The 17,229-nt window shown below is 62.3% G+C and carries 18 protein-coding genes; 6 read left to right on the forward strand and 12 right to left on the reverse strand.

Annotated features, from left to right (window positions below; translation table 11 throughout):
• Window positions 1-28: 28 nt before the first annotated feature.
• From leuD to grpE, 8 genes are all read right to left on the reverse strand, one after another.
• A complete protein-coding gene (leuD, locus tag CLU88_RS20505; protein ID WP_099658183.1) occupies window positions 29-679 on the reverse strand; it encodes a 3-isopropylmalate dehydratase small subunit in 651 nt (216 codons plus the stop codon).
• An 11-nt stretch (window positions 680-690) separates the two neighbouring features.
• Complete coding sequence (locus CLU88_RS20510; RefSeq protein WP_099658184.1) at window positions 691-822, reverse strand: entericidin A/B family lipoprotein; 132 nt, start codon at window positions 820-822, stop codon at window positions 691-693.
• A gap of 11 nt (window positions 823-833) precedes the next feature.
• Window positions 834-2,255 carry a 3-isopropylmalate dehydratase large subunit gene (gene leuC, locus CLU88_RS20515; RefSeq protein WP_099659042.1) on the reverse strand — a complete coding sequence of 474 codons (1,422 nt, stop codon included), beginning with the start codon at window positions 2,253-2,255 and terminating at the stop codon, window positions 834-836.
• A 120-nt stretch (window positions 2,256-2,375) separates the two neighbouring features.
• Window positions 2,376-3,386 carry a LysR family transcriptional regulator gene (locus tag CLU88_RS20520; RefSeq protein WP_233205540.1) on the reverse strand — a complete coding sequence of 337 codons (1,011 nt, stop codon included), beginning with the start codon at window positions 3,384-3,386 and terminating at the stop codon, window positions 2,376-2,378.
• Between the two features lie 262 nt (window positions 3,387-3,648).
• Window positions 3,649-5,013 (reverse strand): MBL fold metallo-hydrolase, encoded by a 1,365-nt coding sequence (locus tag CLU88_RS20525; RefSeq protein WP_099658185.1) that lies wholly within the window; start codon window positions 5,011-5,013, stop codon window positions 3,649-3,651.
• 178 nt (window positions 5,014-5,191) lie between these two features.
• On the reverse strand, window positions 5,192-6,337 hold the full coding sequence (dnaJ, locus tag CLU88_RS20530) for a molecular chaperone DnaJ (RefSeq protein ID WP_099658186.1): 1,146 nt from the start codon (window positions 6,335-6,337) through the stop codon (window positions 5,192-5,194).
• A 103-nt stretch (window positions 6,338-6,440) separates the two neighbouring features.
• Window positions 6,441-8,393: a molecular chaperone DnaK gene (gene dnaK / locus CLU88_RS20535; RefSeq protein ID WP_099658187.1), complete on the reverse strand. Its 1,953-nt coding sequence runs from the start codon at window positions 8,391-8,393 to the stop codon at window positions 6,441-6,443.
• Between the two features lie 96 nt (window positions 8,394-8,489).
• On the reverse strand, window positions 8,490-9,041 hold the full coding sequence (grpE, locus tag CLU88_RS20540) for a nucleotide exchange factor GrpE (RefSeq protein ID WP_099658188.1): 552 nt from the start codon (window positions 9,039-9,041) through the stop codon (window positions 8,490-8,492).
• Window positions 9,042-9,291: 250 nt separating this feature from the next.
• Here grpE and rpsF point away from each other — a divergent pair, with 250 nt between their 5' ends.
• From rpsF to dnaB, 5 genes are all read left to right on the forward strand, one after another.
• Window positions 9,292-9,681 carry a 30S ribosomal protein S6 gene (rpsF, locus tag CLU88_RS20545; RefSeq protein ID WP_094285575.1) on the forward strand — a complete coding sequence of 130 codons (390 nt, stop codon included), beginning with the start codon at window positions 9,292-9,294 and terminating at the stop codon, window positions 9,679-9,681.
• Between the two features lie 15 nt (window positions 9,682-9,696).
• Window positions 9,697-9,987, forward strand: coding sequence for a primosomal replication protein N (gene priB, locus CLU88_RS20550; RefSeq protein ID WP_099658189.1), 291 nt, complete (start codon window positions 9,697-9,699; stop codon window positions 9,985-9,987).
• A 17-nt stretch (window positions 9,988-10,004) separates the two neighbouring features.
• Window positions 10,005-10,286, forward strand: coding sequence for a 30S ribosomal protein S18 (gene rpsR, locus CLU88_RS20555; protein WP_005795932.1), 282 nt, complete (start codon window positions 10,005-10,007; stop codon window positions 10,284-10,286).
• A 12-nt stretch (window positions 10,287-10,298) separates the two neighbouring features.
• Window positions 10,299-10,751: a 50S ribosomal protein L9 gene (rplI, locus tag CLU88_RS20560; protein WP_010463838.1), complete on the forward strand. Its 453-nt coding sequence runs from the start codon at window positions 10,299-10,301 to the stop codon at window positions 10,749-10,751.
• A 174-nt stretch (window positions 10,752-10,925) separates the two neighbouring features.
• On the forward strand, window positions 10,926-12,347 hold the full coding sequence (dnaB, locus tag CLU88_RS20565; RefSeq protein ID WP_099658190.1) for a replicative DNA helicase: 1,422 nt from the start codon (window positions 10,926-10,928) through the stop codon (window positions 12,345-12,347).
• Between the two features lie 96 nt (window positions 12,348-12,443).
• Here the strand turns inward: dnaB and CLU88_RS20570 are convergent, their stop codons facing one another.
• From CLU88_RS20570 to CLU88_RS20585, 4 genes are all read right to left on the reverse strand, one after another.
• Complete coding sequence (locus tag CLU88_RS20570; RefSeq protein WP_099658191.1) at window positions 12,444-12,830, reverse strand: hypothetical protein; 387 nt, start codon at window positions 12,828-12,830, stop codon at window positions 12,444-12,446.
• 2 nt (window positions 12,831-12,832) lie between these two features.
• Window positions 12,833-14,572 carry a PhoH family protein gene (locus CLU88_RS20575; RefSeq protein ID WP_099659043.1) on the reverse strand — a complete coding sequence of 580 codons (1,740 nt, stop codon included), beginning with the start codon at window positions 14,570-14,572 and terminating at the stop codon, window positions 12,833-12,835.
• Window positions 14,573-14,756: 184 nt separating this feature from the next.
• Window positions 14,757-15,242, reverse strand: coding sequence for a peroxiredoxin (locus CLU88_RS20580; RefSeq protein WP_099658192.1), 486 nt, complete (start codon window positions 15,240-15,242; stop codon window positions 14,757-14,759).
• Between the two features lie 190 nt (window positions 15,243-15,432).
• Window positions 15,433-15,807 carry an Mth938-like domain-containing protein gene (locus tag CLU88_RS20585; RefSeq protein WP_099659044.1) on the reverse strand — a complete coding sequence of 125 codons (375 nt, stop codon included), beginning with the start codon at window positions 15,805-15,807 and terminating at the stop codon, window positions 15,433-15,435.
• 151 nt (window positions 15,808-15,958) lie between these two features.
• On the opposite strand from CLU88_RS20585, the gene CLU88_RS20590 reads away from it, so the two are divergent.
• On the forward strand, window positions 15,959-17,194 hold the full coding sequence (locus CLU88_RS20590) for a pyridoxal phosphate-dependent aminotransferase (RefSeq protein WP_099658193.1): 1,236 nt from the start codon (window positions 15,959-15,961) through the stop codon (window positions 17,192-17,194).
• Window positions 17,195-17,229 lie beyond the last annotated feature (35 nt).

A 17,229-nucleotide genomic window follows, 5' to 3' on the forward strand; every position in this document is an offset into this window, starting at 1 on the left:
ATTTTTGCTTGATTACTTGAAATCTGAATCAGGAGACCATCGAGTGCGCAAGCCAGGGCTTGGTGGCCAGGCGCTGGGCTTCAAAGGCGCGGATCTTGTCGGACTGGCGCAGGGTGAGGCCAATGTCGTCAAAACCGTTGAGCAGGCAGTACTTGCGGAAGGCCTGCACCTCGAACGGAATCTCTTCGCCCTGGGGGCGCGCGATGACTTGGCGCTCCAGGTCGATGGTGAGTTGGTAGCCGGGGAAGGCGTGCACTTCGTCAAACAACTGGGCCACCGTGGCCTCGGGCAGCACGATGGGCAGCAGGCCGTTCTTGAAGCAGTTGTTGAAGAAGATGTCGGCAAAGCTGGGCGCAATGACGGCACGAAAGCCGTACTGGTCCAGCGCCCACGGCGCGTGCTCGCGGCTGGAGCCGCAGCCAAAGTTCTTGCGTGCCAGCAGCACCGAGGCGCCTGCGTAGCGCGGCTGGTTCAGCACAAAGTCGGGGTTGGGCTTGCGGCTGGCGGGATCTTGGCCGGGCTCGCCGTGGTCCAGGTAGCGCCACTCGTCAAACAGATTTACGCCAAAGCCGGTCTTCTTGATCGACTTGAGGAACTGCTTGGGAATGATTGCGTCGGTGTCGACGTTCTCGCGGTCCATGGGGGCCACAAGGCCCTTGAGCAAGGTGAATTTCTGCATGGGTGCCTTGTTTATTTGTTGGCGGCGCGTTCGAGTGCGCCCCCTGCCCGTTGAACGTCCTGGCCTACGCCCTTGACGGTGTTGCACCCGACCAGCAGCAAGGCGGCAGACAGTGCGATGAGGGTTGCGGCAATTTTCTTCATGGCGAGCTCCTTCAGGCGAATTGGCGAATGTCCACAAAATGACCGTGCACGGCGGCGGCGGCTGCCATGGCGGGGCTGACGAGATGGGTCCGGCCACCAGCGCCCTGGCGGCCTTCAAAGTTGCGGTTGGAGGTAGAGGCGCAGCGCTCGCCGGGCTCCAGGCGGTCGGCGTTCATGGCCAGGCACATGCTGCAGCCGGGTTCGCGCCATTCAAAGCCAGCGGCCTTGAAGATCTGGTCCAGGCCTTCGCGCTCGGCCTGCTCTTTGACCAGGCCCGAGCCGGGCACCACCATGGCCAGCTTCACATTGCTGGCCACCTTGCGGCCCAGGCTTTTCACCACGGCGGCGGCTTCGCGCATGTCTTCGATGCGGCTGTTGGTGCAGCTGCCGATGAACACCTTGTCGATGGTGATGTCGTTGATCGCCTTGCCGGGCTGCAGGCCCATGTAGGTCAGGGCGCGCTCGATGGCGCCGCGCTTGTTGGCGTCCTTTTCCTTGTCCGGGTCGGGCACGCGGGCGTCAATGCCCAGCACCATTTCGGGCGAGGTGCCCCAGGTCACTTGCGGCTGGATGTCGGCTGCGTCGAGCTTGACCACGGTGTCGAACTTCGCGTCGGCGTCGGAGTGCAGCGTCTTCCAGTACGCCACGGCCTGGTCCCATTCCACGCCCGTGGGTGACAGGGGGCGGCCCTTGACGTATTCAATGGTCTTGTCGTCCACGGCCACCAGGCCTGCGCGGGCGCCACCTTCGATGGCCATGTTGCACACGGTCATGCGGCCTTCCATGCTCATGGCGCGGAAGACGGAGCCTGCAAATTCAATGGTGTAGCCCGTGCCGCCGGCCGTGCCGATCTTGCCGATGATGGCCAGCACCACGTCCTTGGGCGTCACGCCTTTGGCCAGCGTGCCATCGACCTGCACCAGCATGTTCTTGGCCTTTTTGGCCAGCAGGGTTTGCGTGGCCATCACATGCTCGACCTCAGAGGTGCCGATGCCGTGGGCCAATGCGCCAAATGCGCCGTGCGTGCTGGTGTGGCTGTCGCCGCACACCACGGTCATGCCGGGCAGGGTTGCGCCGTTTTCAGGGCCAATCACGTGCACGATGCCTTGGCGCTTGTGCATGAAGGGGAAGAACGCAGCGGGCGTGATCTGCGCCATGTTGTCGTTCAGCGTGGTGATCTGCTCTTTGCTGATCGGATCGGTGATGCCGTCGTAGCCTTGCTCCCAGCCGGTGGTGGGCGTGTTGTGGTCGGCCGTGGCCACGATGGAGCTGGTGCGCCACACCTTGCGGCCGGCTTCGCGCAGGCCTTCAAAGGCCTGGGGGCTGGTGACTTCGTGCACCAGATGGCGGTCGATGTAGAGGATGGACGTGCCGTCTTCCTCGGTGTGGACAACGTGTTCGTCCCAGATCTTGTCGTAGAGGGTGCGTCCCATGGCTTGGTCTTCTTTCAGGTGGGTCAATGATTTTAGTGAGGACTTGCGCAACTTGGGATGCAGCAACGGCCTTTGCTGTGGGCGCGCCTCCTGCCGGGGTCCTGTTTTGCGTCAGTCATGTCAGTGCTGCGGTGCCGATTCGGGCGAGGCCTCGGCGGGCTGCGCCGGGGCTGGTGTCGTGGTGTGTCTGGGGGCTTGGTGTTGGGCTTGGTGCGGGGCCGTGAGGTGCTCGACCAGCAGTCGGGCCGTGACGGGCAGCGCGTCAAAGTCGCGGGCCACCACGCGCAGTTCGCGGTGGGCCCAGTCGTCGGTCAGCGGAATGGCTTGCAGGCGGCCCACGCCGCGCATCAGCGCAAAGGCGCGGTCGGGCAGCAGGCCCACGCCCAGGCCGTTGTCGATCATGCGGCACATGGCATCGAGCCCCGTGACCTGGATGCGCTGGCGCAGCGGGCGCGCGGCGGCAGCGGCGGCGGCGCGCATGGCCAGGCTGATGCTGCTGTTGGCGTGCAGGCCCACAATGTCCCAGTCCAGGACTGCTTCAAAATCAATAGCGCCTAGCGAAGCCAATTCGTGCCCTGTAGGCACAACCAGCACCAAACGGTCGCAGCGGTAGGGGCGGCTGGGCAGCTCTTGCGCGCCACCGCTGCCCTGGCCCACGTTGCAGATGCCCAGGTCGGCGGCGCCTTCTTGCACGGCGTGCAGCACGTCGCTGCTCAGGTGCTCTTGCAGGTCGATCTTGATCTGGCTGTGCTCGCGGGCAAAGGCGCCCAGGTCTTCGGGCAGAAACTGGAAGATGGCCGAGATGTTGGCGTGCATGCGCACATGGCCGCGCACGCCTTCGGCGTATTCGCTCAGCTCGCCCTGCATGCGCTCCAGCCCAAACAGCACGGTGCGGGCGTGGTGCAGCAGGCTTTCGCCCGCGGGGGTCAGGGTCACGCCACGGCTGTGGCGGTAGAGCAGGGCGGTGTCCACGGCGGCCTCCAGGTCGGACAGGCGCTTGCTCACGGCCGATGCGGCGATGAATTCGCGCTCGGCCGCGCGGCCGATGCTGCCCAGCTCACACACCGCCACAAACAATTGCAGCGATGTGAGGTCAATGCGGCGCGCAAAGCTGCGCTCGGAGCTTTTCATCTTGTGGGGGCGTAGAAGGCTTTAAGTCTTCTTGTTTTGCGAAGACTCTGCATTTTCTACCCATTTTTCATACCACGCCATCGTTGAATGCGATGAATTGCATCGCTTGAAGCGTCTCTCGGAGGCATGGCTTTCAAAAGCAATAGCGGCTAGCGCTTGTATTCATTGGGTTTCAATATGAAATACCTTTTAAAACCATATGAATAAAGCGCTAGCCGCTCATCTTTTTGATGTGCCGCTGTGCGCAGCGTGCACCGCGTGTTCACAGGCTTACGCTGCTGCCATGTTCCGGCACCTGGGCGGACCAGCGCAGTTCGTGCGCAATGCGCTGGCGCAGGTGGTCGGCCGCGCCCATTTCGCCGTGCACCACAAACACTTGCTCCGGGGCGTGCTCCATGCTGCGCAGCCAGGCGATGAGCTGGTTGCCATCGGCGTGCGCCGATGCCGAGCTGAGCTTGACCACCTCGGCGCGCACCGCCACGTCCTGGCCGTGGATGCGGACGGATTTTTCTCCATCTGCAAGCCGTGCACCGCGCGTGCCAGGGGCCTGGTGCCCGGTCAGGATGACCATGTTGCGGTGGTCGCCCGCGTGCAGGGCCAGGTGGTGCAGCACGCGCCCGCCCGTGGCCATGCCGCTGGCCGCCAGGATGACCCTGGGGCCGTGCAGCCGCGCCAGGCCTTTGGATTGCTCGGGTGTTTGCACCATGGTCGCGCCATGCTCCAGCGCATTCACTTCGCGGGCATTGAGGCGGTGCTCGCCCAGGTGGTGTTGGTACAGGCCCGTGGTGCTCACGGCCATGGGGCTGTCCAAAAACACCTTGAGCGAGGGGGGGATGACGCCCTGCGCTTTGAGCAAGCCAATGGCATGCAGCACCACCTGCGCCCGGCCCACGGCAAACACCGGCACCACCGCCACCCCCCCGCGTGCGGCCAGGCGCGCCAACGCAGGGCCCAGCTCGCTGAGCAGGTCTTCGGCAGGGTGCTCCCGGTCGCCGTAGGTGGATTCGATCAGCACCGTATCGGCAGCGGGCGGGGCATCGGGCGGGTTCATCAGCATGTCGTCGGGCCGGCCCAGGTCGCCCGAGAACAGAATGCGCCGCCCGCCCACCTCCAGTAGCACACTGGCCGCGCCCAGGATGTGCCCGGCGTTGGAGAAGGTGGCGTGCCAGCCTGGCAGGGGCTCAAAGCGGTGGTGCAGCGGGTGCGGCTTGAACTGCTTGAGGCTGTGCAATGCGTCGAGCCGCGTGTACAGCGGCAAGGCGGGCGCGTGGCTGCTGAGGTTGTGGCGGTTCAAAAAGGCGGCGTCTTCCTCCTGCAGGTGCCCGCTGTCGGGCAGCAGGATGGCGCACAGGTCGCGGGTGCCTGGGGTGGCGTGCACGTTGCCGCGAAAGCCATCGCGTGTGAGCAGCGGCAGGTAGCCGCTGTGGTCCAGGTGCGCGTGGGTGAGCACCACGGCGTCGATCTGCCCCGGCTCCAGCGGCAAGGGCTGCCAGTTGCGCAGCCGCAGCTGCTTGTAGCCCTGGAACAGCCCGCAATCGATCAGCAGGCTTTTGCCGTTGTGGCGCACCAGGTATTTGGAGCCGGTGACGGTGCCCGAGCCGCCCAGGAAGGTGATGTTCACGCCCATGTGTGTCCCCCATTGCTGCAGAGCCCCCATGGTAGGCCTGTCGTGGGCTGCCAGCCTGTCGTGCATGGGTTTGCTTGATGCGCATCAAGAAGACAGCGCCGTGCATGAAAAAAGCGACCGGGCACAGGGCGCGGTCGCTTCAGGGTGGGGCATGCCCAAGGGCATGCCGGTGCGGGGGTCAGCTGAAGAAATTCTTCAACCGGTCCGTCCAGCTCTCGCCGCTGGGGGAGTGGCGGCCACCGCCCTTTTTCAGCGAATCCTCCAGCTCGCGCAGCAGCTTGCGTTGGTGCTCGGTCAGCTTCACCGGTGTCTCGACGGCAATGTGGCAATACAGGTCGCCGGGGTAGCTGGAGCGCACGCCCTTGACGCCCTTGCCGCGCAGGCGGAACTGCTTGCCCGCTTGCGTGCCTTCGGGGATGTCGATGGCGGCCTTGCCTTGCAGGGTGGGCACTTCGATCTCGCCGCCCAGCGCAGCGGTGATGAAGCTCACCGGCACCTGGCAGTGCAGGTCGTCGCCGTCGCGCTCGAAGATGTCGTGCTTCTTGATGCGGATTTCGATGTACAGGTCGCCCGGTGGGCCGCCGTTGGTGCCTGGCTCGCCGTTGCCGGTGCTGCGGATGCGCATGCCGTCGTCGATGCCCGCAGGAATCTTCACTTCCAGCGTCTTTTGCTTCTTGATCTTGCCCTGGCCGTGGCAGGCCGTGCAAGGCTCAGGAATGATCTTGCCCGTGCCGCGGCAGTGCGGGCAGGTTTGCTGCACGCTGAAAAAGCCCTGGCGCATCTGCACGGTGCCAGAGCCCTGGCAGGTGCCGCAGGTCTTGGCGCTGGTGCCGGGCTTGGCGCCACTGCCGTGGCAGGTGTCGCAAGAGTCCCAGGAGGGAATGCGGATCTGCGCATCCTTGCCGCGTGCGGCTTCTTCCAGCGTGATCTCCATGGCGTAGCTGAGGTCGCCGCCACGGTACACCTGGCGCCCACCGGCTCCGCGCCCACGCCCGCCTTGCTGGCCGAACATGTCGCCAAAGATGTCGCCAAAGGCCTCGGCAAAGCCGCCAAACCCCTCAGCGCCTGCCCCGCCGGGGCCGCGCATGTTGGGGTCCACGCCTGCGTGGCCGTACTGGTCGTAGGCGGCGCGCTTTTGCGGGTCAGAGAGCATCTCGTAGGCCTCTTTGGCCTCCTTGAATTTCTCTTCGGCAGGCTTGGCGGCATCACCCTGGTTGCGGTCGGGGTGGTGCTTCATCGCCAGCTTGCGATAAGCCTTCTTGATTTCTTCGTCCGAGGCGTTTTTGGCAACGCCCAGGATTTCGTAAAAGTCTCTTTTCGACATGGTGCTCTTGGCCCGGTTGGAACAGGAACGCCGCGCAAGCCTTAGAACCTGTTTGTCAGGCTCTTCGGGCCCCGCGCGGCGGCTGGGGTCAGCGGGGAGGCGTTCAGCCCTTCTTGACTTCCTTCACCTCGGCATCGACCACGTTGTCGTCGTCTGCAGGCTTGGCCGAAGACGCGGAGGCAGATGCACCCGCACCATCAGCACCGCCTGCGGCCTGGGCCGCCTGGGCTGCCTGCGACTCGGCGTACATCTTCTCGCCCAGCTTCTGGCTGGCGGCCATCAGCGCCGTGGTCTTCTCGTCGATCGAGGCCTTGTCTTCGCCCTTCAAGACCTCTTCCAGCGCCTTCACGGCGGTGGTGATGGCCTCTTTTTCGGCGGCATCGAGCTTGTCGCCATGCTCGGCCAGGCTCTTGTTCACGCTGTGCACGGCGGCCTCGCCCTGGTTCTTGGCTTGCACCAGTTCCAGCTTCTTCTTGTCGTCGGCGGCGTTCAGCTCGGCATCCTTCACCATCTGCTGGATTTCTTCTTCCGACAGGCCGGAGTTGGCCTTGATGGTGATCTTGTTTTCCTTGCCAGTGCCCTTGTCCTTGGCGCCCACATGCAAGATGCCGTTGGCGTCGATGTCGAACGACACTTCGATCTGTGGCGTGCCGCGGGCTGCAGGTGGGATACCTTCGAGGTTGAACTCACCCAGCAGCTTGTTGCCCGAGGCCATTTCACGCTCGCCCTGGAACACCTTGATGGTCACGGCAGGCTGGTTGTCGTCGGCCGTCGAGAAGGTCTGTGCGAACTTCGTCGGAATGGTCGTGTTCTTGGTGATCATCTTGGTCATGACGCCGCCCAGGGTTTCGATGCCCAGGGACAGGGGGGTCACGTCCAGCAGCAGCACGTCCTTGCGGTCGCCCGACAGCACTTGGCCCTGGATCGCAGCGCCCACGGCCACGGCTTCGTCAGGGTTCACGTCCTTGCGTGGGTCCTTGCCGAAGAATTCCTTGACCTTATCTTGCACCTTGGGCATGCGGGTCATGCCGCCGACCAGGATCACGTCGTGGATGTCGGACACCGACACGCCAGCGTCCTTGATGGCCACGCGGCAAGGGGCGATGGTGCGCTCGATCAACTCTTCCACCAGCTGTTCCAGCTTGGCGCGGGTGAGCTTGATGTTCAAGTGCTTGGGGCCCGATGCGTCTGCCGTGATGTAGGGCAGGTTGATGTCGGTGGAGGCCGAGTTCGACAGCTCGATCTTGGCCTTTTCAGCGGCTTCCTTCAGGCGTTGCAGGGCCAGGACGTCCTTAGACAGGTCCACGCCTTGCTCTTTCTTGAACTCGCTGATGATGAAGTCGATGATGCGCTGGTCGAAGTCTTCGCCGCCCAGGAAGGTGTCGCCGTTGGTCGACAGCACTTCGAACTGCTTTTCGCCGTCCACGTCCGCGATTTCGATGATGGACACGTCGAATGTGCCGCCACCCAGGTCATACACGGCGATCTTGCGGTCACCCTTTTCGCTCTTGTCCAGGCCAAAGGCCAGGGCAGCGGCGGTGGGCTCGTTGATGATGCGCTTGACGTCCAGGCCTGCGATGCGGCCGGCGTCCTTGGTGGCTTGGCGCTGTGCGTCGTTGAAGTACGCGGGCACGGTGATGACGGCTTCCGTCACGGCTTCGCCCAGGTAGTCCTCGGCGGTCTTCTTCATCTTGCGCAGGATGTCGGCAGACACCTGTTGGGCCGACAGCTTGTTGCCGCGCACTTCGATCCAGGCGTCGCCGTTGTCGGCGGCCACGATCTTGTAGGGCATCAGGTCGATGTCCTTTTGCACTTCTTTTTCGGTGAACTTGCGGCCAATCAGGCGCTTGACGGCGTACAGCGTGTTGCGCGGGTTGGTCACGGCCTGCCGCTTGGCCGAGGCGCCGACGAGGATCTCGCCGTCTTCCTGGTACGCCACGATGGAAGGCGTGGTGCGCGCACCTTCGCTGTTCTCGATCACGCGCGTGGTGTTGCCTTCCATGATGGAAACGCAGCTGTTCGTCGTGCCCAGGTCAATACCGATGATTTTTCCCATGTTCTTCTCCGCAATGTTGGAATGATTTGGATGGCTAGTAACTTGTGGATAACTTGCGTTGCTTCAAGTCGTCCCTCTCGATTTATCTAGAAAAATTTACTTGGGCGCCGTGACCGTGACCAGGGCGGGGCGCAGCACGCGCTCGGCAATCACATAGCCCTTTTGCAGCACAGCCACCACAGTGTTGGCTTCCTGGTCGGCAGGCACCACGCTGATGGCCTGGTGCTGGTGGGGGTCGAACTTGGTGCCCGCAGCGGGGTTGATGGCCAGCACCTTGTTGCGCTCCAGGGCCGAGGTCAGCTGGCGCAGTGTGGCGTCGGCGCCTTCACGTAGCTGCTGAGGCGTGGCCTCCTTGATGGCCAGGGCGGCGTCCAGGCTGTCGGCTACCGGCAGCAGGCTTTCGGCAAAGCTTTCAATGCCGAACTTGCGGGCCTTGGCCACTTCGTCATCGGCACGGCGGCGGGCATTTTCTGCCTCGGCCTTGGCGCGCAGAAATTGGTCGGCCAGCTCGGCACTCTTGGCCTTGAGCTCGGCCAGCTCGCCTTGCAGGCGCGCCATTTCGTCAGAGGTGTTGGCCGCCATGGCTGCTTCCACTTCTTCGGGGGATGGGGCGGCTTGTGTGGTGTGGTGCTGGCTGTTGTCGGACATGTCGAAGTCTTTGTGAATAAAAACAGTACGCGCGGAAGGTTGGGCGGCTTTCGCACATTTCAAGTCGGGTACATGGATGAAACCACGTTTTGGCTGCAAATGCGTGATTTTGGGCGCGCAGTGCAGGGTGCCGAAGCCCGTGAAAAGCCTGCCAAGTGTACAAGCGCCAAAGTGCGAGTTATAATTTACGGCTTTGCCTTGCCACACCGCTTCTAGACGCAGCGGGTGGTGTCATCCAAAAGGAGTCTGCATGCGTCATTACGAAATCATTTTGTTGATCCATCCGGATCAAAGCGAACAAGTTCCAGCCATGCTGGAGCGCTACAAGGGCATGATCACCGCTGGCGGTGGCAAGGTGCACCGCGTGGAAGACTGGGGCCGCCGTCAACTGGCGTACCTGATCAACAAGCTGGCCAAGGCCCACTACCTGTGCGTGAACATCGAAGCCGACCAGGCTGTGATGGCTGAACTGGAACACGCGTTCAAGTTCAACGACGCCGTGCTGCGCCACCTGACGGTTCAGAAGAAGAAGGCCGACACGGGTCCATCTTCCATGATGAAGACCGTTGAGCGCGAAGAAGCCCGCAAAGCCAGCCAAGCTGAGTACGCAGCTGCTGGTGGCGAACGCGGCGAGCGCTGATCCATCCTCGTTGGAGTGGAGAACCGCGTTGTCTTGACCGCTTGTATCGCAGAGGCTGAGTCCCTGCGCTACACGCCCGCCGGATTGCCTGCCATCACCCTGCGGCTCGAACACGAGTCACAGCAAACCGAAGCAGGCCATCCACGCGAAGTCAAGGCGGCCATGAAAGCTGTTGCCTTTGGTGCAATGGCAGAGCGTCTGGCACGGCAGAACATCGGAAGTCTCTGGACTTTTTCTGGATTTCTCGCCACCCCACGCAATGGCAAAAACGCGGTGCTGCATATCCAGGATATTCAACAAAATTAATTTTCAAGGGGTCCGCAATGGCCACGTTCAAGAAGTTCAACAAAGACAAGCGCCCAAAGCGCAACACCCAGTCCCTGCTGTTCAAGCGCAAGCGCTTTTGCCGCTTCACGGTGACGGGCGTTGAAGAAATCGACTACAAGGATGTCGACACGCTGCGCGATTTCATCGCCGAAAACGGCAAGATCATCCCCGCACGCCTGACCGGCACGCGCGCCATTTTCCAGCGCCAGCTGAACACCGCCATCAAGCGCGCCCGCTTCCTGGCCCTGGTGCCTTACAGCGACCAGCACAAGATCTAAGGAGCACAACCCATGCAAATCATTCTGCTCGACAAGGTTGTGAACCTCGGCAACCTCGGCGAAATCGTCAAGGTGAAAGACGGCTACGCCCGTAACTTCCTGATTCCCGCTGGCCGCGCCCGCCGCGCCACGGAAGCCGCCAAGGCTGAGTTCGAAGCCAAGCGCGCTGAACTCGAAAAGGCCGCTGCTGCCAAGCTGGCAGAAGCCCAAGCCCAAGGCGAAAAGCTGGCTGGCACCACCGTCAAGCTGACGCAAAAGGCTGGCGTGGACGGCCGTCTGTTTGGTTCTGTGACCAACCACGACATCGCTGAAGAGTTGAACAAGCAAGGCTACAAGGTCGCTAAGGCCCAGATCCGCCTGCCCAACGGCCCGATCAAGGTCGTGAGCGAAAGCACCGTGAACGTTGCTCTGCACACCGATGTGGTGGTGGAAGTGACTGTTTCGGTCTACGGCGAAACTGCCTGATTCACCTCAGGTGACCCGTCAAAAAGCCGCCTTCGGGCGGCTTTTGTCATTGGGTCTGCAATAGTTGTACAGGATGGCCCACAGGTCATCCACGGATTACCCACAGGCTTATCCCTGCTGGCCTGCTTCACAGGCGCGGGGGTAGCATTCAGGCCTCGTTCGGAGAACTTTCCCATGTCCGCTGTCTTTCCCCCGCTAGATGACCAAGGCTTCGCCGCCCCCAGTGCCCAGGACGGCGAGGTGGCACGCCTGCGCATTCCGCCGCATTCGGTGGAGGCTGAATCCAGTGTGCTGGGGGGCTTGCTGCTGGACAACAATGCGTGGGACCGTGTGGGTGACTTGCTGGCGGAGAGCAATTTTTACCGCCATGAGCACCAGTTGATTTTCACGGCCATCAGCAGTCTGATCAATGGCAGCAAGCCTGCTGATGTGATCACGGTGTTTGAGCACTTGCAAAGCTTGGGCAAGGCCGACGAGGTGGGTGGGCTGGCTTACTTGAACAACCTGGCGCAGTATGTGCCCAGCGCCAGCAATATCCGCCGCTATGCGGAGATCGTGCGCGAGCGTGCCATCTTGCGCAAGCTGGTCACGGCCAGCGACGAAATCTCCACCAATGCTTTCAATCCGCAGGGCAAAACGGTCGAGCGCATCCTGGACGAGGCGGAAGCCAAGATCTTCGCCATTGGCGAAGAAGGCTCGCGTACCAAACAGGGTTTCCAATCGCTCGACACCCTGGTGATCGACCTGCTCGACCGGGTGCAGGAAATGGCAGACAACCCGGTGGACGTGACCGGTGTGCCTACGGGCTTTGCCGACCTGGACCGCATGACATCGGGCCTGCAGGCGGGTGACATGGTGGTGCTGGCAGCGCGCCCATCTATGGGCAAGACCTCGTTTGCGGTGAACATTGCCGAGCACGTGGCGCTCAACGAAGGCCTGCCTGTCGCTATCTTCTCGATGGAAATGGGTGCTGCCCAATTGGCGGTACGTATCGTGGGCTCGATTGGCCGGGTGAACCAGGGCAATTTGCGCACCGGCAAACTCACAGACGACGAATGGCCGCGCCTGACCGAGGCGATTGAAAAACTGCGCACGGTGTCACTGCACATTGACGAAACTCCCGGCCTCACGCCAGGTGAGTTGCGCGCCAACGCCCGCCGCTTGGCGCGCCAGTGCGGCAAGCTGGGCCTGATCGTGGTCGACTACCTGCAGCTCATGAGCGGCTCGGGTGCGGGCAGTGCCGACAACCGGGCTACAGAGCTGGGTGAAATCTCCCGGGGCTTGAAGATGCTGGCCAAGGAGTTGCAGTGCCCGGTGATTGCGCTGTCGCAGCTCAACCGTTCGGTGGAGCAGCGCACCGACAAGCGCCCCATGATGTCTGACTTGCGTGAATCGGGCGCCATTGAGCAGGATGCGGACATCATCATGTTCATCTACCGTGACGACTACTACAACAAGGACAGCAAGGAGCCGAACGTGGCCGAGGTCATCATTGGCAAACAGCGTAACGGCCCCACGGGGACGGTGAAGCTGTTCTTCCAGAAGAACCAGACCCGCTTCGAAAATCTGGCCATGGGTTCGGGTGACGACTACTAATAAAAATAGCCCCTAGCGCTTATGCAATAAGCGCTAGGGGCTATTGAATTTATAGCAAATGGGCGGTGGGGCTCGGGGTATGCTGTCTGGTGGTTGCTACTGTCTGAGCGCCCACACCAGCAGCCCGATGCAGGTGCATGCCAGCACGGTGACAACCAAGGTCAAGCGGCGGTTGCGTTGGCGCAAGTCCTCTACCGCCTGTATCACCTGGGCGTTTTGCTGAGCAAGGGACTGGATCAGCGCGGCCCCGTCCAATTGCTCCTGTTCCAGCTGGAGCACGCGTTCCCGCAAATGCCGCAATTGCACATCGGTGGGTAAGGTGGGCTCGGTGCCCGCGTCTGCAATGGAGCCTGTGGCCGTAGCATCCGCTTTGCCCTTGCGGGTGGCGCCCAGCAGCTTTTTGGCGGCTTGCAGGATCTGGGGCGTTGCCTCAATGACATCGCCCCAGGGCACCAGCTTGAGCGCGGTGACCCAGCCCACCATGGTCAGAGTACCTCGCTGGCAAAGTCTGCCAGGCGTGAGCGTTCACCACGCGCCAGCGTGATGTGGCCGCTGTGTGGCCAGCCCTTGAAGCGGTCCACGGCATAGGTCAGGCCCGAGGAGCCTTCGGTGAGGTACGGCGTGTCGATCTGTGCAAGGTTGCCCATGCAGATGATCTTGGTGCCGGGGCCTGCGCGGGTGATCAGCGTCTTCATCTGCTTGGGCGTCAGGTTCTGCGCCTCGTCGATGATCACGTACTTGTTCAGGAAGGTGCGCCCGCGCATGAAGTTCATGCTCTTGATCTTGATGCGGCTGCGGATCAGCTCGTTGGTGGCCGCGCGGCCCCATTCGCCCGCATTGCCGCCATCGCCCTTGGCCAAAAACTCCAGGTTGTCGTCCAGCGCGCCCATCCACGGGCCCATCTTTTCTTCTTCGGTGCCGGGCAGGAAGCCGATGTCCTCGCCCACGCTCACGGTGGCGCGGGTCATGATGATCTCGGTGTAGCGGCGGTCGTCCAGCACCTGGGTCAGGCCTGCGGCCAGGGCCAGCAGGGTCTTGCCGGTGCCAGCGGTGCCGGTCAGTGTCACGAAGTCGATCTCAGGGTCCATGAGCAGGTTCATGGCGTAGTTCTGCTCGCGGTTGCGCGTGCTCACGCCCCACACGGCATTCTTGGCAGAACCGTAGTCTTTCAGGGTCTGCAATACCGCTGTTTTCTCGCGGATTTCACTCACACGCGCAAACAGACTGGGCTCGCCGGGGGCTTCGAAGTACACGAACTGATTGATCATCAGCTGCGGCACGATGGGCCCACCAATGCGGTAGTAAGTGTGGGCACCGCTTTGCCAGCTTTCCACATTCTTGCCGCTCTTGGCCCAGAAGTCGGGCGGGAGGGCCAGCACGCCGGCGTACAGCAGGTCGCCGTCTTCCAGCGTCTTGTCGTTCTGGTAGTCCTCGGCGGTCAGGCCCAGTGCGCGGGCTTTGACGCGCATGTTGATGTCTTTGGAGACCAGTACCACCTCGCGCGGTGCATGCAGCTTGCGCAGGGCTTCCACCACGCCCAGGATCTGGTTGTCTGCCTTGCCCTGGGGCAGGCTGGTGGGCAGGCTGTAGTCCAGTGGCACGGTCTGGAAGAACAGGTGGCCGCCTGCAGCCCGTTGGCCTGTGGAGTCCAGCTTGAGGCCCTTGGCCATGTCGGCGCCTTGGGCTGCCGCCAGCGCATCGAGCGTGCGGCTGGCTTGGCGGCCATTGCGGGCCACTTCGGTCATGCCCTTCTTGTGGCCATCGAGCTCCTCCAGCACGATCATCGGCAGGAAGATGTCGTGTTCTTCGAAGCGGAACAGGCTGGTCGGGTCGTGCAGCAGCACGTTGGTGTCCAGCACGAACAGCTTGGCGGGGCCTTGGGTGCGGGCTTTTTTGCTGCGAGGCGCCGCCTCGGTTGGCGCGGGGGCCGGCGCCGCACTGGGTGTGGCCGCCTTGCTGGGGGCGCTGCGGCGGGTGGCGGGCGCGGACTTGGCGGGTGTTGCTGCGGCTATTGTTACGACCGGCGCGCTTGCGCTGGCTTTGCTGCGGGCCGTGCTTGCGCGCGCGGTGCTCGCGACGGGGGCTACGGCTGCGGTGCCTGCTTCATCGGCGTCTGGTTCGCTTGACGCAGCGCGGGTATTGGTGCGAGACGGTGTGGCTTTGTTGTCATAGGCCTCTGGTGAGAGCAGGGCGGCGCGTCGGCTGGGGGCGGGTGGCAAGGGCATGGTGTGCAAAGGCCTCAGACAAGGGGGTTCAAAAAGCAAAAAGCCGCCTGGAGGCCAAGGCGGCTTTTGAATGGGGTGGAAGTCGTTGCAAGGTGCAAGGGCATTGACCCATTATGCCCATTCCGTGTGACGGCGCGATCAAGGCGCCGGCTCGGTGTGGGGCTGTTGCAAACAGGTGCCGTGATCAGGCGGCCTTCTTGAGTGCTTTGATGGACTTCACGGCCTTCAGGACTTCGTCCACATGGCCCGGCACTTTCAGGCCACGCCATTCTTGCACCAGCAGGCCATCGGGGCCGATCAGGAAGGTGCTGCGCTCAATGCCCTTGACCTTCTTGCCGTACATGATCTTGTTTTTGACCACGCCGAACATGTGGCACATTTTTTCTTCGGTGTCAGCGATCAACTCAAAGGGAAGTTCCAGCTTTTCCTTGAAGTCGTCGTGCGACTTCATGTTGTCACGCGACACGCCAAACACGGCTGCGCCGGCCTTGGCAAAGTCTTTGTACTTGTCGCGGAACTGCATGGCCTCGGTGGTGCAGCCCGGGGTGTTGTCCTTGGGATAGAAGTACAGAATCAGAATCTGGCCCGTGTGGGAGGTGTTGGACACCTTGATCCCGCCGGTGGCGTTGGCTTCAAATTCAGGGAGGGGTTTGTTGACAACGATCGCCATATCACTTCAATCTCTCAGGATGTAGTCGTTGATAAGCCGGGGGAGCGGGTGTGTTATTGCTTTTGGTGGTGCCCCCGACCGCAACCCGCGATTTTACCCCGAAAATGATACTAGGCCAAATGCTTGGCCTGTATGTATGTACATGGCTGCATAAGCATGTATGAAATTTGCACGCTCAGGTTGCGGGCCGTTATGCGGTTTCCAGGATGAGGGCTGCCACCACGTTGCGCCCTTCGCCCGCCAGAATGTTGTAGGTGCGGCAGGCGGCGGCCGTGTCCATGGTTTCCAGGCCCAGTCTCTTGGCCATCAGGGGTTGCAGCCAAGCGGGGTTGGGAAAACGATTGCGCACGCCGCTGCCAAAGATGACCAGCTCGGTTTCCAGTGACGCCAGGTACTCAAAGTGTGCCGGGGTCAGGGCTTCAAAATGCGCGCAGTCCCAGGCTTGCAGCAGGCCGCTGGAGCCCACGATCAGGCTTTGGGTGTGTTTGGTGCCATCCACGCCAATCCATCCGGGGCCATAGCCGTGAATCGTCTGGGCACTGGATTTGTCGGGTTGGAATTTCATGGTGTGCTGAGGGCGCTGTGTGAGGGGCCGGGCCTTGGTGGGCCGTCGCTTCAGGCCAGTGTGGGTGGGCTGAACTGTGGTCAAATTATAGGTTTCGCCAAGGCACGCCGTGCCTGGGTCGGCCTTTGTCCCCACGCCATTTCCGCCCGCCATGAAAACCGTCAAGAAATCCGCCAAGCTCGCCAACGTGTGCTACGACATCCGGGGGCCCATCATGGATGCGGCCAAGCAGATGGAGGAGGATGGTCACAAGATCATCAAGCTCAACATTGGCAACCTCGCCGTTTTTGGTTTTGATGCCCCGGAAGAAATCCAGCAAGACATGATTCGCAACCTGCCCAATTCGGCAGGTTACTCGGACAGCAAAGGCATTTTTGCCGCCCGCAAGGCGGTGATGCACGAGACGCAAAAGCAGGGCATCAAGGGCGTCACGCTCGACGATATCTACCTGGGCAACGGCGCCAGCGAGCTGATCGTGATGGCCACCAACGCATTGCTGGACGACGGTGATGAGCTGTTGCTGCCCTCGCCAGACTACCCGCTGTGGACGGCTGCGGCCAGCCTGTCAGGCGGCACACCCGTGCACTACCTGTGCGATGAGGCCAATGGCTGGATGCCCAATTTGGACGACATCCGCGCCAAGGTCACGCCGCGGACCAAAGGCATTGTGGTCATCAACCCCAACAACCCTACGGGGGCCTTGTACTCCGAGGAGTTGCTCCTGGGCATCTTGGCCATTGCCCGCGAGCATGGGCTGGTGGTGTTTGCCGACGAGGTGTACGACAAGGTGCTGTACGACGGCGCCAAGCACACGGCCCTGGGCTCGCTCAGTGAGGATGTGCTCACCCTCACCTTCAACTCCTTGTCCAAAAGCTACCGCTCGTGTGGCTACCGTGCGGGCTGGCTGGTGGTGTCGGGCGACAAGAAGCCCGCCAAAGATTACATCGACGGGCTGAACATGCTCTCGAACATGCGCCTGTGTGCCAACGTGCCCGGGCAATGGGCCATCCAGACTGCGCTGGGCGGCTACCAGAGCATCAACGACCTGGTGTGCGAAGGCGGGCGCTTGCGCAAGCAGCGTGACCTGGCCTATGAACTGATCACCGCCATCCCCGGGGTCACCTGCGTGAAGCCGCGCGCTGCCCTGTACATGTTCCCGCGCCTGGATCCCGCCGTGTACCCCATCCAGGACGACCAGCAGTTCTTCCTGGAGTTGCTGCAAGAAACCAAGGTCATGCTGGTGCAGGGCACGGGCTTCAACTGGGGGGCGCCAGACCACTTCCGCATCGTGTTCCTGCCCCACGAAGACGACCTGCGCGAAGCCATTGGCCGCGTGGCGAAGTTCCTGGAGCAGTACCGCAAGCGCCAGCAGGTGGTGGCGGCCTGATTGGGCGCATCGCCCCCTGGACTCTCTCTGGAGCC

The organism is Acidovorax sp. 56 (genome assembly GCF_002749705.1).
GTDB lineage: Bacteria > Pseudomonadota > Gammaproteobacteria > Burkholderiales > Burkholderiaceae_C > Acidovorax.

What these genes read in the sequence shown, in the direction of transcription:
- CLU88_RS20575 (WP_099659043.1), bottom strand. Translation starts at nt 14,572, where the DNA reads ATGCCCTTGCCACCCGCCCCCAGCCGACGCGCCGCCCTGCTCTCACCA.
- CLU88_RS20570 (WP_099658191.1), bottom strand. Translation starts at nt 12,830, where the DNA reads ATGGTGGGCTGGGTCACCGCGCTCAAGCTGGTGCCCTGGGGCGATGTC.
- dnaJ (WP_099658186.1), bottom strand. Translation starts at nt 6,337, where the DNA reads ATGTCGAAAAGAGACTTTTACGAAATCCTGGGCGTTGCCAAAAACGCC.
- rpsR (WP_005795932.1), top strand. Translation starts at nt 10,005, where the DNA reads ATGGCCACGTTCAAGAAGTTCAACAAAGACAAGCGCCCAAAGCGCAAC.
- dnaB (WP_099658190.1), top strand. Translation starts at nt 10,926, where the DNA reads ATGTCCGCTGTCTTTCCCCCGCTAGATGACCAAGGCTTCGCCGCCCCC.
- leuC (WP_099659042.1), bottom strand. Translation starts at nt 2,255, where the DNA reads ATGGGACGCACCCTCTACGACAAGATCTGGGACGAACACGTTGTCCAC.
- rpsF (WP_094285575.1), top strand. Translation starts at nt 9,292, where the DNA reads ATGCGTCATTACGAAATCATTTTGTTGATCCATCCGGATCAAAGCGAA.
- CLU88_RS20580 (WP_099658192.1), bottom strand. Translation starts at nt 15,242, where the DNA reads ATGGCGATCGTTGTCAACAAACCCCTCCCTGAATTTGAAGCCAACGCC.
- CLU88_RS20520 (WP_233205540.1), bottom strand. Translation starts at nt 3,386, where the DNA reads ATGAAAAGCTCCGAGCGCAGCTTTGCGCGCCGCATTGACCTCACATCG.
- CLU88_RS20585 (WP_099659044.1), bottom strand. Translation starts at nt 15,807, where the DNA reads ATGAAATTCCAACCCGACAAATCCAGTGCCCAGACGATTCACGGCTAT.
- grpE (WP_099658188.1), bottom strand. Translation starts at nt 9,041, where the DNA reads ATGTCCGACAACAGCCAGCACCACACCACACAAGCCGCCCCATCCCCC.
- CLU88_RS20590 (WP_099658193.1), top strand. Translation starts at nt 15,959, where the DNA reads ATGAAAACCGTCAAGAAATCCGCCAAGCTCGCCAACGTGTGCTACGAC.
- CLU88_RS20525 (WP_099658185.1), bottom strand. Translation starts at nt 5,013, where the DNA reads ATGGGCGTGAACATCACCTTCCTGGGCGGCTCGGGCACCGTCACCGGC.
- dnaK (WP_099658187.1), bottom strand. Translation starts at nt 8,393, where the DNA reads ATGGGAAAAATCATCGGTATTGACCTGGGCACGACGAACAGCTGCGTT.
- CLU88_RS20510 (WP_099658184.1), bottom strand. Translation starts at nt 822, where the DNA reads ATGAAGAAAATTGCCGCAACCCTCATCGCACTGTCTGCCGCCTTGCTG.
- rplI (WP_010463838.1), top strand. Translation starts at nt 10,299, where the DNA reads ATGCAAATCATTCTGCTCGACAAGGTTGTGAACCTCGGCAACCTCGGC.
- leuD (WP_099658183.1), bottom strand. Translation starts at nt 679, where the DNA reads ATGCAGAAATTCACCTTGCTCAAGGGCCTTGTGGCCCCCATGGACCGC.